We start from the raw sequence: 16,488 nt of genomic DNA, 5'->3' as shown, positions 1-16,488 counted from the left end.
GATGCACTTTTTGGAGGTAAACAATGTCACTCAATAAACTTTTTGAGCATTTTGATGAGATAGAATTATCCGCCGATCTTTCGGCCTTCATAATAAAGACTTGTCTACATATGCGCATGGGCGAAGATTTCCGTTCCAGCATGGATAATGTCGCCAAAGATTTAAGAGAATATACCGATTCTTATGCTTCATGTATCATGACAATATCAAGAGATCTTTACAAATTTAATGTTGTCGGCGAGAGTGTAAGAAACAATGAAATCGTGCTTCAAAATGTTTTTGACAACATTCCGTATGAAGTGGTTGAGACATGGGAAGAACTTACACTTGAGAATGATTCTATAATCATAACAAATAGTGCAGATATGGATAATTACGAAAAGCGCTCTCCCGCCTGGGTAAAAACTCTTAAAGAAAACGGCGTCGAGACTCTGTGTCTTATCCCTTTCATTCATCAAAATACCATAATAGGATATATGTATGTCACAAACTTCAATACTGCAAAGATAGCTGAGTTTAAAAAGATTATTGAGCTTCTGTCTGCCTTTGTCACATCGGAAGTTGCTCATCATCTTCTCATAGAGAGGTTAAGAAACCTAAGTCTTATCGATTCAAGGACAGGCGTATATAACAGAACTGCAATGAACAATATGGTAGATGAACTTTCAGCACAATTAAAGCTCACTCCCGCCCCGTTCAGTGTTGCTTTCTGTTATCTCAACACACTTAAGACAGTTAACGAGAAGCAGGGACATGATGTTGGTAATAACCTTCTGAAAGAAGCCGGCAAAATGCTCAAAGAAGTATTCCATAATGATTACATATACCGTTCGTCCGGTGATGAATTCGCAGTTATATCAACGACAAGCTCCGAAGAAGAGTTTGAAGAAAAAATTGAGAATCTCAAGGACCTTGCAAGCGATCCCGATTGGCTCTATTTCACAGTCGGATACTACACGGACAACACCGACGGCGCTCTTCACAGCGCAATGAAATATGCCAACAAGTACGAGCAGGAATTTAATGAGGAATTCTATTATAACTATCCGGATATGATAAAATAAGTTTTCCGACAAAATAAGGGTGAGATCCATAGGTATCAAATGGATTTCACCCTTTTATAATTATTCCTAATTTTCCGTGATCATCTTAGAGCTTTTCTTATCTTCTTTTATAAATTCGTAAACAGCTTTAGCTTCAAAATATATTATGGCTCCGATCAGCACTCCGAGTGTGTTAAGGAGCACATCATCGATGTCTGTGCGTCTCTGATATAAAGGAAGCTGTGATATCTCGATAAAAACAGTCCAGCATAATCCGATAAGAGTAACCTTTATGATATTGCTGAGTTTTTTGTAGCAAAACGGCAAAGCCATTCCTACAGGTATAAACATCGCAATATTACCGAGTATATTTATTTTGTAGCCGACATATTTCTGCTCAAGAAAAAGAAGTATCTTAAAATTACACTTAAACGGATATGCCCTATGAATATCAAAAATTACAGGAGGAATATGTCCGTTTTCAAGCTCAAACGGGAAATACACATATCTGGCGATAACCACCAAACAAGCATATATAGTCAAAAGTTTCAATTCATATCTTATGTTCACACTTTTATTAACTCTGGCACATATTATTCTCGCAACGATCCAGCATATCGTAATAAAAGTAAACATCCCCAAGTAAGTAATCTGAATCATGTAAATCTTTCCTTTCAAGCTGTCACAAAAAGCCTATGACATGCGGAAATGATAACACTGAAAGGGGCTCAAAGTCAAATAATGACTGGTTTTCGTAAAGAAAAGGTCGGTTCTGTATAAAACAGAACCGACCTTATTTTATTATAATTAGCTATCCGGCTTAAATAGGAAGTTCGGCTCTCGCGCCACAGCGCTCGCCCGAACGACCTTGATCACTAAACTCGACAAGACCTCGTTAAGCTGATATCAAAAGGAAGTTCGACTCTCGCACTTCGCGCTCGATCGAACGACCTTGCCAACTAAGCTCGACAAGACCTCGCTAAGTTGGCAAGGTCAAAACTTACCAGCCTTAGCTGCTTCTTCGATAGAAACGGCTGTAGAAACAGTCATACCAACCATCGGGTTGTTACCTGCGCCGATAAGACCCATCATCTCAACGTGAGCGGGAACTGATGAAGATCCTGCGAACTGAGCATCTGAGTGCATACGTCCCATAGTATCTGTCATACCATAAGAAGCAGGACCTGCAGCCATGTTGTCAGGGTGAAGTGTACGTCCTGTACCGCCGCCTGAAGCAACTGAGAAGTACTTCTTGCCGGCTTCTGTACGCTCTTTCTTATATGTTCCTGCAACAGGGTGCTGGAATCTTGTAGGATTTGTTGAGTTACCTGTGATAGATACGTCAACGTTCTCCTTCCACATGATAGCAACACCTTCCTGTACGTCGTTAGCACCGTAGCAGTTAACCTTTGCACGAGGTGAATTTGCATCCTTAGAATAGCACTTTCTGAATACTTCCTTTACCTCGCCTGTGTAGTAATCGTACTGTGTCTCAACATATGTGAAACCATTGATACGAGAAATGATCTGAGCTGCGTCTTTTCCAAGACCGTTAAGGATAACTCTGAGGGGTTTCTGACGAACCTTGTTAGCCTTCTCAGCGATACCGATAGCACCCTCAGCAGCAGCGAATGACTCGTGACCTGCAAGGAATGCGAAACACTCTGTATCCTCTTCAAGAAGCATCTTTCCAAGGTTACCATGTCCAAGACCTACCTTACGGCGGTCAGCAACAGATCCGGGAATACAGAAAGCCTGAAGACCGATACCGATTGCAGCAGCAGCCTCAGAAGCCTTGCGGCATCCCTTCTTGATTGCGATAGCAGCACCTACTGTGTAAGCCCACTTAGCGTTCTCAAAGCAGATAGGCTGGATGCCTTCGATAAGGCTGTAAACATCGATGCCTGCTGCCATTGTAATATCTTTACACTCTTCTATTGAAGAAATCCCATACTCCTTAAGGCAAGCCAGGATCTGGGGCTCTCTTCTTTCATATGATTCAAATAAAGCCATTTTAAATTCCTCCTTACCTTAATTACTCTTTTCTGGGATCAATGAATCTAGCAGCATCAGCAACACGTCCGTACTGACCCTTAGCCTTCTCCATTGCTGTGTTAGCGTCATCACCGGCCTTGATGAAGTCCATCATCTTTCCGAAGTTAACATACTTGTATCCGATAATCTCGTCGTTCTCATCAAGAGCAACCTCTGTGATGTAACCGTCAGTAAGCTCAAGATAACGAGGTCCCTTGTCAAGTGTTCCGTAAGTTGTACCAACCATTGAGCGAGTACCCTTACCAAGATCCTCAAGACCTGCACCGATCTGAAGTCCGTCCTCTGAGAATGCAGACTGTGTTCTTCCGTAAACGATCTGAAGGAAGAGCTCTCTCATAGCAGTATTGATAGCATCACAAACAAGGTCTGTGTTAAGTGCTTCAAGAACTGTAAGTCCGGGAAGAATCTCAGAAGCCATAGCTGCTGAATGAGTCATTCCTGAGCATCCGATAGTCTCTACGAGTGCCTCCTGAATGATACCTTCCTTAACGTTAAGTGAAAGCTTGCAGCAACCCTGCTGAGGTGCACACCAACCAATACCGTGTGTATAGCCGGAAATGTCCTTAATCTCTTTGGACTGAACCCACTTAGCCTCTTCAGGAATGGGCGCAGCGCCATGATGTACCCCTTGTGTTACGGGACACATATTCTTTACCTCTGTTGAGTAAATCATGTGAAAATCTCCTTTCATATTGTAAAGTAATGAACCATTACTTACTAACTACCTGTAAAACAGAATGACCAAAAATGTGCCTGCCAAGCACGGTCAGAGACGGCAAATATATATATCGGTAAAACAACCGAATCACATATATTCGCCAACAAATATTTTTACATAAATCAGCGTATATTTCAATGGTAATGTTATATTTTTAACGTATTAATCACCAATCCGCTTCAATCTTCTTCCTTTTTAACAATATGGTCCTTATCTTTGAAAATGTGATACTCGGGAATGCATCCTCTTACCGATGAAAGCGGATAGATATTGCACCATCTGCCGATAACGGTTCCGGGATTAAGGACTGAGTTGCATCCAACCTCAACATTGTCTCCAAGCATCGCTCCCATCTTCTTAAGGCCCGTCTCAACCTTATCATCCGCGCCGTTCTTTACAACAATGAGCTTTTTATCGCTTTTTACGTTTGATGTGATGGAACCCGCGCCCATATGCGCCTTAAATCCGAGAATTGAATCTCCGACATAGTTGTAATGAGGAACCTGAACTTTATTAAAAAGAATTACATTCTTAAGCTCTGTGGAATTTCCAACAACAGCTCCCTTTCCGACAATAGCGCTACCTCTTATAAATGCGCACTGTCTTACTTCCGCATCCTCATCGATGATACACGGGCCTCCGATATAGGCTGAATCAAAAACCTTTGCACTCTTTGCAATCCAGACATTCTCTCCGCGCTTCTCAAACTTATCTGCAGGAAGCTTATTTCCAAGTTCTATGATATAGTCCTTGATTCCTGCAAGAAGCTCCCAAGGATACTCCTTAGTCTTCATATAATCTGCCGCTATTGTCTCGTTAAGATCGTACATGTTTGAAATCTTAAATTCTTCCATTTCACGCCTCCGTTACCGTATTTTTCTTTTTAGTACTTTTCTTGGCTGAACCTTTCTTTTGCTCAGCCTTTTTATAATTGGTCGAAACATAATCAAATCTCGAAAGCAACAGCCTTCTGTAATCATTTTGCTTTACAAGATTCGTTCGCTTGCTCACAAAATCATCAAGCTTTTCCATATATTCTTTTTCAGAAATCGTACCTTCCGCAACGCCTGTAAGTCCCTTTTCCCAGCTTGCCGTAAGTGCCGGATTCAGCATAGGCTTCATGGAACACGCAACAGTCTCATATATCATCTCACCAAGCTGCGTAGGCGTTATTATCTGCGTCTTTTTATTCAGATTAAGATACTTAATATTTACAAGTTTCGTGAGTATTCCCGCTCTCGTAGCGCTCGTACCTATTCCCGAACCCTTTATCTGCGCTCTAAGCTCCTCATCTTCGATAAACTGTCCCGCATTCTCCATCGTAAGGATCATCGTACCAGAGTTATAGCGCTTTGGCGGTGTTGTCTCACCTTCCTTAAGTTCAAAAGATTCAGCATTAAGAACATCGTTCTTCTTAAGCTTCTGAAGATGTTCAAAGAGCTCCTCATCCGTTACGGTCTCGTCTTCGCTCTCGTTTTCTTTTTCATCGTCCGCTTTTTTATTCTTATCTTTATCCTTGAAAAAAGAATAATCCATCACGTGAAGATAGCCCTTCTGCGTAAGTATCTTGAAGTTTGCAAAAAAATGTTCTTTCTTGCCCTCTTCTTCCTTATTGTCCATCGCAAGCTCAAGCGCAACCTTCTGATAATTCGCAGGTGGGTAAAAAACAGCCAGAAACCTTCTTACTATTATCTCATAGACCTTAGCCGATGTCGGGCTAAGTCCCTGAAGCGCCGATAATCCCTGACCTGTCGGTATTATCGCATAGTGGTCGGTTATAGCCTTATCGTTTACGTATCTGGTCTTCTCAATGCCCTTGTGCGCTTCGTGCTGTAATATCGACTTTGCAAATATCGCACACGGTTCATATGCAAAAAGTCCGCCGATATTCTTATCTATCACTTTGGCAATCGCAGATGACATAACTCTGGCGTCCGTTCTCGGATAAGTCGTGAGCTTCTTCTCGTAGAGTTCCTGAGCCACGGCAAGCGTTTCGTCAGGACTTATCTTAAAAAATCTCGAGCAGTCATTTTGAAGCTCCGCAAGATTGTACAAAAGAGGCGGATTTTTGGCTTCTTTTTTCTTCTCACACTTAAGTACCGATGCACTGACAGGAGTCTCTCCGAGCGCTTTTATCAGCTTCTCTGCACCCTCTTTTGTCTTAAAGCCCTTTTCACTGTACAGATCAAAAGAGCCATTGTACTTGGAATCGTCCGTAACTCTCCACTCTGCATCACATTTTTTGCCCGCTATATCGACCTTGGAAATAACACGGTAAAAAGGAGTCTTAACAAATTCTCTTATCTCCCTCTCCCTCTCAACGACAATTCCCAAAACGCAGGTCATTACTCGTCCGACCGAAACAACACATTTTTCTATATTGAGATAGTTCTTGATGGAGTAGGCATATTTCAAAGTAAGGGCTCTGGAGAAATTGATACCCATGAGGTAATCCTCTTTTGCCCTGAGGAACGCGGACGCTCCGAGATTGTCATACTCGCTGTCATCCTTCGCTTCTCTGATTCCGCGCAGAATCTCATCTTCCGTCTGCGAGTCGATCCAAACCCTCTTTCGTTTCTTGTCTTTTACATTTGCCTGCATATCAACAAGACGATATATATACTCACCCTCGCGTCCCGAGTCGGTACAGATATATATCGTATCAACATCTTCTCTGTTAAGCAGTTCTTTTACTATCTTGAATTGTTTTGAGACATTTCCGATGACCTCATATTTGAAGGTTTCCGGAATAAAAGGAAGTGTGTCCAAAGACCACCTTTTATATTTTTCGTCATAGACCTCAGGATAGCTCATGGTTACCAGATGTCCGACACACCATGTAACGATGGCGGTGTCCGACTCAAGGTAACCGTCTCTCCTGGTAAAATTTATTTTCATCGCCGAGGCAAATGCCTGAGCAACACTTGGTTTTTCCGCTATATAAACCTGTTTAGCCATTCGTAAGTTCGTCTATCCCAATCAACCGTATCTTACTTTCGGGCTTCATTGCTGCATCCTGCAGCCACGCATCGAATCCCACAGTTGAAAAGAAATAGTAATAATCTCCCTCAAGTCTTGCTTTTTTTGCGCAGGACTCTATGCTTATTAGGTCATCATGTGTAGCCTGTCTCTGCCAACAGCACATTCCGATCGCCGTATCTCCGACATCGCTCTGGACGATAATATCAAGACTGCCCTCTTTACCGAGCCACTCTCCTTCTTCCTCTATCTCAAAAGGAAAAAGACCTTTCTCGTCGCAGTGCAAGATATATTCGCGGCAAACAGACTTAAAATGCTCCGCAGCATAATTTTGAATTCCTGCAGATATAAATATATCATAAAATCTTTCGGCAGGCATCCGCATAAGATTACTTTCATTCGGGAAGATGAAACTGAAGTAGAAATCCATAAGGGGATCGGCTATCTTGTACACACCCTTAACAACATTTTCTCTTCCCACATTTCCAAACGAATATGCTTTATAGGCAAAATCGTGATTTATCAAAGTCTTGAGATAAACAGAAATCTTTGCTCTCGAGAACCCCGTCTCATGATATATATCATTGAGCTTATTGATGCCTCTTGCCATCACGGAAAGGATCGTGTGATAAACAGAAGTCTCCCTAAGATTCTCCGATGTGAGCCTCTGCGCCTCACCATAGAGAAAAGAATCCTTATTCAAAATATTCTTACAAACGTTCTCTTTAAAAGAAAGCGAACCGTCAAAATATTTCCACAGTCCGGTCTGTCCTCCGAGCACCGAATACGTCATCACCGCATCCTTATAGGACATTCCGGGATAAAAAGATCTGAGGTCAGAAAACGGAAGTGGCTTTATCTTCCTAAATCCCGCGATATTTGCCGCAAGATTCCCAAGACTTGCCACCATACTGTTTTCAACCCAGTTGACATCGCAACTTACAAGAAGAACAAGTATCTGCTTGAACTTACCGTTCTTTTCAATGTAATCTGTCAACTGACTCATAAATGTCTGATCTGTCTTTAAAATGTTCTCAAAATTTCTGATCACAAAAACAACAGGAACTCTTCCGACAGAATCGGCGCAAATACCAAACAGATTGTAATAGCTGTCTATTTTATCCGCAACAATCCCGTCGTTTTTTAACTCTTCGGTCCACAGCCTGAGCTGTTCTCTACCCGACGCGGAACGCGCCGAATAGAAAAAGCTCTTTCTGTTTTCCATGAATTTCATAAGAAAAGCATCCTGTTCAATATTTCTGTGTCCGTAGACAACAAGAATATTGGACAAACCACTCTCATAATATCTGTTTAAAAAACTTAAATCGTCCTGTCTCTGCTCTTCCATACTTTACTTTATCTTTATCACTTTTTGTTAATAAATCCGCTTGCCTTCAAGAGCTCTGCACACTCAACCGCACCACCTGCAGCGCCGCGAAGTGTATTGTGTGAAAGACCTACAAATTTCCAATCATAAACAGAATCCTCACGGATACGTCCGATGCTTACACCCATGCCGTTCTCATAGTTAACGTCAAGTGTGATCTGAGGTCTGTTATCTTCCTGCATATACTGAATAAACTGCTTGGGAGCGCTGGGAAGCTTAAGCTCCTGAGGAAGTCCCGAGAACTTCTCAAGCTTCTCGATAAGCTGTTCCTTTGTAGGATTCTTCTTGAACTTAACGAAAGCAGCAGCTGTATGACCGTAAAGTACAGGGATTCTGATGCACTGGCATGTAATCTTAACATCATCGGCAGGAACGATAACACCGTTCTCAACCTTACCCCAGATTCTGAGCGGCTCTTTCTCTGACTTCTCTTCTTCACCTGAAATGAAAGGAATAACGTTTCCAACCATCTCCGGCCACTCGTCAAAGTTCTTGCCCGCACCTGAAATAGCCTGATATGTTGTAGCAACTACCTCGTAAGGCTCAAACTCTTTCCATGCTGTAAGAGCGGGTGTGTAGCTCTGGATTGAGCAGTTGGGCTTAACTGCGATGAATCCCTTTGTTGTTCCGAGTCTCTTTTTCTGGAACTCGATAACATCCATGTGCTCAGGGTTGATCTCAGGGATGATCATAGGAACATCGGGAGTCCATCTGTGTGCGCTGTTATTTGAAACTACAGGAGTCTCTGTCTTGGCATACTCTTCCTCGATAGCCTTGATCTCATCCTTTGACATATTTACTGCTGAAAGAACAAAGTCAACGTCCTCTGAAACGCCCTTTACATCTGTAACGTCCTTGATAACGATGTTCTTAATGGAATCGGGAATAGGTCCGTCCATCTTCCATCTGTTTCCTACAGCCTCTTCGTATGTCTGTCCTGCACTTCTTGGGCTTGCAGCAATTGTTGTAACTTCAAACCAGGGATGATCCTTGATAATATCAATAAATCTCTGTCCTACCATTCCTGTTCCGCCAAGTACCGCAACCTTCAATTTCTCGCTCATAATGTCCTCCTAGTTATCATATATTAAAGCTTAAATTCTTTTAAAAAAGCTTCATTAACATCAATTACTTTTTTCATTACAACAGGGCTCGGTGCTCCGACCGTAAGCCTCTTGTTTACACAAGTCTCAAGACTGATCGCATCATAGATGTCTTCGTCAAAAAGCTCCGAAAAGCTCTTAAGTTCATCAATCTTAAGATCGTCTATCGCACACTTTTTATCTATGCAATGAAGAACAAGTCTTCCGATAACGGAATGTGCATCTCTGAAAGGCATACCCTTAACAACGAGGTAATCTGCCGCATCAGTGGCATTTGTAAAGCCCATCATCGCACTCTTTTCCATGTTCTCTTTGTTGAACTTGAGTGTCCTTAACATGTCGGTAAAAAGAGTCAGGCAATTTGAAGCCGTATCAATGGCATCAAACGCAGCCTCCTTGTCCTCCTGCATATCCTTGTTGTATGCAAGCGGGATTCCCTTCATCGTTGTAAGAAGCGACATGAGGTCTCCGTAAACTCTTCCGGTCTTTCCTCTTACAAGTTCCGCGATATCGGGGTTCTTCTTCTGAGGCATGATGCTGCTTCCAGTAGAATATGCATCATCAATGTCAACAAATCTGTATTCGTTAGAGTTCCAGATGATGATCTCTTCGCTGAATCTTGAAAGATGCATCATTACAGTCGAAAGAGCTGCAAGGAACTCAATAAGATAATCTCTGTCTGATACGGAATCCATACTGTTAAGTGTCGGTCCGTAAAAATCAAGAAGCTCCGCAGTGTAATCTCTGTCAAGCGGATATGTCGTTCCCGCAAGCGCTCCCGCTCCGAGCGGACAATAATTCATCCTCTCGCGTATATCCTTCATTCTCAGAAGGTCTCTTTTAAACATTTCAAAATATGCACCCACATGGTGTGCGAGTGTAACGGGTTGTGCTTTCTGAAGATGCGTAAAACCGGGCATATAGGTCTCGGTATTCGCTTTCATAATATCAAGAAGCGTAACGAGCATATTGTTCAAAAGATCTGCCATGTGCTCAACTTCGCCTCTTGCATAAAGTCTCATATCAAGAGCGACCTGATCGTTTCTGCTTCGTCCGGTATGAACCTTCTTTCCCGCATCTCCGACTCTGTCTATAAGATTAGCCTCAAGGAAACTGTGAATATCCTCATATTTGCTTGTTATCTCAAGTTTTCCGGCCTTAACGTCCTCTAAAATAGAATCAAGTCCCTCAGTTATGAGTTTCTTCTCTTCTTCGGAAATGATGTTCTGCTTGGCAAGCATAGTCGCATGTGCCTTGCTGCCTCTGACATCCTGTTCCAAAAATCTCTTGTCAAAACTGATGGATGCATTAAAATTCCAAGCCAGTTCATTTATGCTGCCGGTGAATCTGCCTCCCCAAAGCTGTGCCATATTTATTTATCCTTCCCACTTTTTCATAGTAAAGTACAAAAAATTATAATCACAACTTAACATAAGAGACTTTCAAAAACAATGTAAAATATTGCTCAAATCTTAATTGGTTTAAGTTGATTTATTGTGTAAAAAAACAAATGTCCGCGACACGCGGACATTTGCTGTAAATATCTCCCATTTTGTTCATGAGATTTATGCAGTATCTTATTCTAAAAATTTAAACGATCTAAAATCAAAATAGCTTCCGGGCAGGAAGATAAATGACACATCCCACTTACCGCTTCTGTTTCCGATATCAAAAGTTTCGGAAGCATAATCTTGATTTTCGGGGAATTCCAGTAATTCCCGCTCCTCTTTTCCGCTCTCTTCATCATAGAAGCGAAGATGTATTGTATTGGCTCCCTTTGTTGCTCTTCCCGTTATGACAATTTTGTTTGCTCCTTTGTCTCCAAAATCAAGAATACCAAAGCCCACGGTTACATTGTTTCCAATGCCCTGAACAATATCATTTAACTTAAGGAAGCTGTCGCCGTAGATTGAATCTGCTTCAGGCGCCAATATTTCCGTGTAGGTTCTAAGCTCTTTTTCAGTGCCGTCTGCGATCAAGTCACCGATTCCCTTGATTGTAAAATCAAGCTCAGATATTACTTTCGCAGAATCGGCGCCGTTATATGCTTCGCATCTTATTTTAAAATATCCGTCTCCCAATGCAGTGATTATGGCTCTATTACCGTCTGCGCTTACCTGTGCAAGTTTTGTATCTTTCCCTTTTCTGTTGAGCACCCTGAATTTAAGCTTCTGCATAGGCGCGCTTGCAGGGAAGATTTCTGCCGTGACAACGGTCGACTTCACATCAGGGCTCAATTTCTGTCCTTTTTCGGAAAAGAGCTTGATCGTCCTTATATCTGTCTTTTGCGGCAGCTCGGCATCAACTTTAACAGGCGTTCCTTCTTTGTCAGCCTTTACAATGGCAAGGAGTTTTCCGCCAAAAAGTCTTCTTGTATCTGATCTGTAACTGTCATAATCAGTGCTGTCACCGTTATCAAGACCGATCAGCTTTCCGCCTTTTACGGAAACATGTACATAATTATTTGCATTTTCTACAGGATTTCCGTCTGCATCAAAAGCGCTTATTTCTGCAAAAACAAGATCGCCAAATGTATTCTCGGCATCCGCCTTTACCGTAATCGAAGCTACATCTCCAAAGGATTTCCTAATATCCCTCGCAATTATGTTGCCGACTTCATCATATGCCACAGCTTCAAGTGTTCCTTTTTCATATATCACGCTGTAGTCTGCAAGAATATGATTGCCGCTTCCTACTTTGTTACTAAGCTCCTGCGCGCCGAGGCTCTTTCCGTTTAAGAACAGCTCCACCTTGCAGCAATTGCTCGCCACCCTGACATCAATGCGCTGGCCTTCATTAAAGTCCCAGTACGGAAATACATGTACAAAAGGATCCTTCTTACAGCTCACCCACGCCGATTTCCATACATAATAAGCATCCTTGTTAAATCCCGCAGTATCAACAAGTCCAAAATATGAATTCTTGGTCTGATAAGGCGTAGGCTCGCCAATATAGTCATAGCCCGTCCAAACAAACTGACCAAGCGAATACTTAAGATCCCTGTCAATGCAGATTGCGTATTCAAAGCTCTCAGCGCCCCAGCCTGTTGTGCTGTTTCCAAGAGATGAACACTGAAGATCAGTATCCATCAATATCTTTTCTCCAAGAGGAAAATGATATACATTTCTGCTCTGAACAAGCGAATAAGTCTCACTTCCGTATATGATCCAGTCGGGATGCTTGTCATGGTGCTTCTCATATAATCTCTCAGCGTAGTTATATCCTACAACTTCAAGTTCATCAGCGCATTTCTGCGCATTTTCCCACGGCATATAATTGGAAGCCGACGTAACAAGTGCATTCTTTAAAGGATCGAATTTTTCAACGAGTCCCCTGAGTTCTTTGGTTATCTCAACGCCGCGCTCGGACGCATGAGTGTCATAAATTTCATTTCCGATACTCCACATGATCACACTGACATGGTTTCTGTCGCGTTTTACCCAGCTCTCCGTATCCTTCTCATGAAAGTCTCTCCAAAACTGCGCATAATCATACTCCGTCTTTGCTTTCTCCCACATATCAAACGCTTCCGATATGATAAAAAAGCCCATTTCATCCGCAAGATCAAGAAGCTCCGGAGCATAGACATTGTGCGTAAGCCTGATCGCATTTACACCAAGTTCCTTAAATTGGCATAATCGTCTTCTCATTGCATTTTTATTAAAAGCAACTCCGAGAGCGCCAAGATCGTGGTGTATGCAAACGCCTTGAAGCTTGGTATGCTCTCCGTTTACAAAAAAGCCTTCCGTCGAATCGAGCTTTAAATCTTTAAAGCCGATATTGATTTTTTTCTTCTGAATACACCTTCCATCTATCGATAATATAACTTCGAGTTTATAAAGGTTAGGATTCTCAGGGCTCCATAATTTAGGATCGTTTATGAAAAAAGAAATCTCTTTTTCGCCGATTGAATCTATCTGTTTAGACAATGCACACGTTTTATCTTCGGCACCTACATTCCCCCGTCCGAACGACTTAACTTCACCGTCTGCCTGTCCGAATAAGTCAACTTCTCCGCCTCCCGATCCGATTAAATCAACTTCTCTGTTCTCATCATCAAATAACCTATACAGCGCTTCCGCTTTTCCGGCCTTTGTTCCCAAAACTTCAGTCTGTATCGTAAGCTTATAATCATTTCCCGTTTTCTCGGAATGAACATAAATGCCATTCTCAGGTATATATGTGTCATCAAGTTCATCTATCCATACATTTCTGTAAATTCCGGCGCCCGAGTACCATCTTGAACTTGGATATCTGCATCTTACACCGACATATATATCATTCTCGCCTTTTTTCACATAATCGGAGACATCAAGCACAAACTGCGTATACCCGTTCTTCCACTCACCGACTTCCTGTCCGTTTATGTACACGATGCTGTCCATGTAGATACCGTCAAATATTAAAAATGTCTTTTTATCAGGATTTACTACTTCAAACCTGTTGCTGTACCATCCGGTATTTGTACCATACAGATTATGAGGATCCTCAATCATCCAATCATGCGGAATCTCAACACTTGTAAACTTATCCGCACTCTTTAAAGCAGTCTCGTATCCGGTGCCATATTCAGACTTCCAAAACTTCCAGCCGTCATTAAAGAGTCTCTTCATACGTTTGTCTCCTTTTTAACTATAAAACGTGTTTTGCTGATTATTTAATCATACATTAAGTATAACTTTTTTTCGAGAATAAAGAATGCCGCTTGCGATATTCTCGCACGCGAACAGATTGCATAAACAATATATTCTTTTCCGCGAGCTGCGCATCCTTAGCGGAGCGTTTTTATTGAATAGGGAATTTCAGAGAAATTCAATAAAAAAAGTGCTGGCACGTTGACAATTTGATAAATTATTGAACTACGAAATCAATTGTCAGTGTGTCAGCACACTTTTTTTCTCAGATATATCCCATCCCGGTTTTTATTAAATTTGTCTTCTCCTCTCCAATAAGTCTTTCAAGCAGCTCAAAAGCAACCTGCGGAGCTGTCTGCGGGCAGTACGATGTTATGATATTGTCATCGATCACGACAGGTTCATTTATCACATTTACGCCAAATTCCGCGAGCTCTCTCTGCCTGTAGGCGTCACACAGATGATATGTTGTGCCTTTCCTTCCAGCAAGCGCTCCGCTCTTTCCTATAGGAAGTGCCGCAACGCAAACACTCGCGATAATTTTCCTGCAGTCATTGAACTTACGGATAAGTTCAAGAAACCTCTCATCATATGCGTCTTCGAAAAAGCCGAAATTATGATCTCCTCCGGGAATTGCAAGTGCATCATAATCATTTACATCTATTTCATCTATGAGTTTATCTGTATTTATCCTGGTTCTCCAGAACGCACTTGGCACTTCGCGTTCAAATCCGCATGTTTCAAGCTCAACATCATATCCATACTCACTCTTCGCCCAGCCTGCCACATCATAAAACGGCGCAAACTCAAGCATTTCAAAACCTTTACAACAAAACAGTAATATTTTCATCTTTCGCTCCTGTCAATCTGTAACTTGTTCCAGCTTGAAAACTACAGGCCTTGTACCGTCTGTGCAGCATAAAATCTTTGTTTTGGGATTCTTATACCAATCGCTGATTATATTATTTCCACTCATCAAAGCACATAGCGAAGAATAAATATCAAGCCATGCAACAGGGCAAAAACCTTCAGGCATTACCGCTCCGCCTTCATAGAAAAACTCATTTCCAACTTCAAGCACAGGACACGCTCCGGCCTCTTTTCCATCCACCAGATATTCCTCGGCAAGATCCCCATAAAACTCTTTCCTGATCACAGATATTTTTACTCTCATACCCTCACTCCCGAATCATATTCTCACAAAAAATCCGCAACCAGTGCGGATTTCTGTAATTTCATTCAAACTGTTATAGTTATCTTCATCTCCTTCTTTACCACATCCAGAATATAGTCCCTTCAGACCTGGTTAAACCAAGCTTTCTCTGAAGTTCAAGTGATGCCGTATTGTCAACGACAACCTGGCCAAAAGGTATATAGCCTTTTTTGATTGTCCGCCTTATCATCTCTGCTTCAAGCGCCATGCCATAGCCCTTTCGCCTGTATTCTTCAAAGACTTGCAAAAGACCAATGCTTCCTTCCAAATGCTCTCCGACAAATCCGACTGCTTTGCCATTTTTGTAGCCCATGATAATATTGCCGCGCTCAATAAGCTCTTTTAACTCATCCTCACTCACAAGGCCATACTCTCTTGATATAAGAGGAAAATTTTCCATCGTTGCCACTCTATATTCAAGAATACCATAGGGTTGCATGTTCTGATTTCCTGTAGCACCATTTAAATCCACTGTCTCAGAAGCAGCCTTTTGATATGTTTTTGTCAGTTCTATTGAATTTATTTGTGGCAACTCTTTTGAATACGCTATTATCGGCTCTTTCGAATATATTTTTGGCAGTTCTTTTGATAAGTATGCCAACTGATAGCATTCCATACTTTCTTTGTATCCAAATTTGTCAACAGCTCTTCTTCCTATTTCAGGATTTGAAATCATTAAAAGCGGGTGAGTTTCCTTGATATTACGCGTAAGAATTTCCATTCCTTTTTCTGCATCATCACAAGCTAACATCACCCCTTTGCTGACCGTATCTTTAAGCAATATCGCATCGACATCCTTTTCGATTATTTCCGCTGTGCCCCGCTTTATTATGCGGTCTATAGACAAATTTTCAATTACTGTTAAATCCATTAATTATTCTCCTGCCGCTATGATTCTGTCTATTTTCTGCTGATTGCATTTTTTGACAGTGCATTTCTTATCCATTTCCATCAACGGCTCTTATATATTTCGTCAAATGCTTCTGCCATGCACTCTTCCGGCACTTTAGGCCAGTTGCACTCTCCGTATTTTTCATTACAGATTTCCATGGATGTCTGATAATACCGCTATAACCATGAAATCCCCTCCCCAACATCTTTATTCTAACCTACTCTCTTCAATATATGTACCTATCACGTATACGCAATCTGATAATCACACATTTTTAAATATATCATATATCTTGCCTCCTATGAAAAGCATCTGTTGAAAGCATCAAGCCTGACTCATCTCAAGGTTTTTGCTGCTGTACCGGCTCTATCTAGTCCATCAGAACGAAAAGCATCATAACTATAAATACCTGAGCTTTTCGATGCTTTACAAGATGCATTAGTATGTTCACAGCATCAAAAATA

Annotated in this window: 13 protein-coding genes; 1 reads left to right on the top strand and 12 read right to left on the bottom strand. The window is 41.7% G+C overall.

Features of this window, described 5'->3' with window-relative positions; translation table 11 throughout:
• Nucleotides 1-23 precede the first annotated feature (23 nt).
• A complete protein-coding gene (locus BLP87_RS04490; RefSeq protein WP_074461633.1) occupies nt 24-1,064 on the top strand; it encodes a GGDEF domain-containing protein in 1,041 nt (346 codons plus the stop codon).
• A gap of 66 nt (nt 1,065-1,130) precedes the next feature.
• Here the strand turns inward: BLP87_RS04490 and BLP87_RS04485 are convergent, their stop codons facing one another.
• From BLP87_RS04485 to BLP87_RS04430, 12 genes are all read right to left on the bottom strand, one after another.
• On the bottom strand, nt 1,131-1,703 hold the full coding sequence (locus tag BLP87_RS04485; protein WP_074461632.1) for a VanZ family protein: 573 nt from the start codon (nt 1,701-1,703) through the stop codon (nt 1,131-1,133).
• Between the two features lie 333 nt (nt 1,704-2,036).
• Entirely contained in the window at nt 2,037-3,056 is a 1,020-nt protein-coding gene (locus BLP87_RS04480) for a GGGtGRT protein (RefSeq protein ID WP_074461631.1), read from the bottom strand.
• 22 nt (nt 3,057-3,078) lie between these two features.
• Nucleotides 3,079-3,771 carry an iron-sulfur cluster assembly scaffold protein gene (locus BLP87_RS04475; protein ID WP_026513780.1) on the bottom strand — a complete coding sequence of 231 codons (693 nt, stop codon included), beginning with the start codon at nt 3,769-3,771 and terminating at the stop codon, nt 3,079-3,081.
• Between the two features lie 224 nt (nt 3,772-3,995).
• Nucleotides 3,996-4,670, bottom strand: coding sequence for an LbetaH domain-containing protein (locus BLP87_RS04470; protein WP_074461630.1), 675 nt, complete (start codon nt 4,668-4,670; stop codon nt 3,996-3,998).
• A 1-nt stretch (nt 4,671) separates the two neighbouring features.
• Nucleotides 4,672-6,774, bottom strand: a complete 2,103-nt coding sequence (locus BLP87_RS04465) for a DNA topoisomerase (RefSeq protein WP_074461629.1) — start codon at nt 6,772-6,774, stop codon at nt 4,672-4,674.
• The gene (locus BLP87_RS04460; protein WP_074461628.1) at nt 6,767-8,143 is read right to left on the bottom strand and encodes an ATP-binding protein; all 1,377 of its coding nucleotides are present in this window, start codon (nt 8,141-8,143) and stop codon (nt 6,767-6,769) included. Before BLP87_RS04460 ends, BLP87_RS04465 begins: the two co-directional genes overlap by 8 nt.
• Nucleotides 8,144-8,160: 17 nt before the next feature.
• Nucleotides 8,161-9,246 carry an aspartate-semialdehyde dehydrogenase gene (gene asd, locus BLP87_RS04455; protein WP_026513783.1) on the bottom strand — a complete coding sequence of 362 codons (1,086 nt, stop codon included), beginning with the start codon at nt 9,244-9,246 and terminating at the stop codon, nt 8,161-8,163.
• Between the two features lie 23 nt (nt 9,247-9,269).
• Nucleotides 9,270-10,655 (bottom strand): argininosuccinate lyase, encoded by a 1,386-nt coding sequence (gene argH / locus BLP87_RS04450; RefSeq protein ID WP_074461627.1) that lies wholly within the window; start codon nt 10,653-10,655, stop codon nt 9,270-9,272.
• A gap of 207 nt (nt 10,656-10,862) precedes the next feature.
• Nucleotides 10,863-13,898, bottom strand: coding sequence for a glycoside hydrolase family 2 TIM barrel-domain containing protein (locus BLP87_RS04445; protein ID WP_074461626.1), 3,036 nt, complete (start codon nt 13,896-13,898; stop codon nt 10,863-10,865).
• A gap of 286 nt (nt 13,899-14,184) precedes the next feature.
• On the bottom strand, nt 14,185-14,769 hold the full coding sequence (locus tag BLP87_RS04440; RefSeq protein ID WP_074461625.1) for a DJ-1/PfpI family protein: 585 nt from the start codon (nt 14,767-14,769) through the stop codon (nt 14,185-14,187).
• Nucleotides 14,770-14,781: 12 nt separating this feature from the next.
• Nucleotides 14,782-15,093, bottom strand: coding sequence for a TIGR04076 family protein (locus BLP87_RS04435; RefSeq protein ID WP_074461624.1), 312 nt, complete (start codon nt 15,091-15,093; stop codon nt 14,782-14,784).
• 97 nt (nt 15,094-15,190) lie between these two features.
• Complete coding sequence (locus tag BLP87_RS04430) at nt 15,191-16,003, bottom strand: GNAT family N-acetyltransferase (RefSeq protein WP_074461623.1); 813 nt, start codon at nt 16,001-16,003, stop codon at nt 15,191-15,193.
• Nucleotides 16,004-16,488 lie beyond the last annotated feature (485 nt).

The organism is Butyrivibrio hungatei (assembly GCF_900101605.1).
Taxonomy (GTDB): Bacteria; Bacillota; Clostridia; order Lachnospirales; family Lachnospiraceae; genus Butyrivibrio; species Butyrivibrio hungatei_B.
The sequence above is the reverse complement of the archived record's forward strand: the minus strand, read 5'-3'. Positions and strand labels throughout refer to the sequence as shown.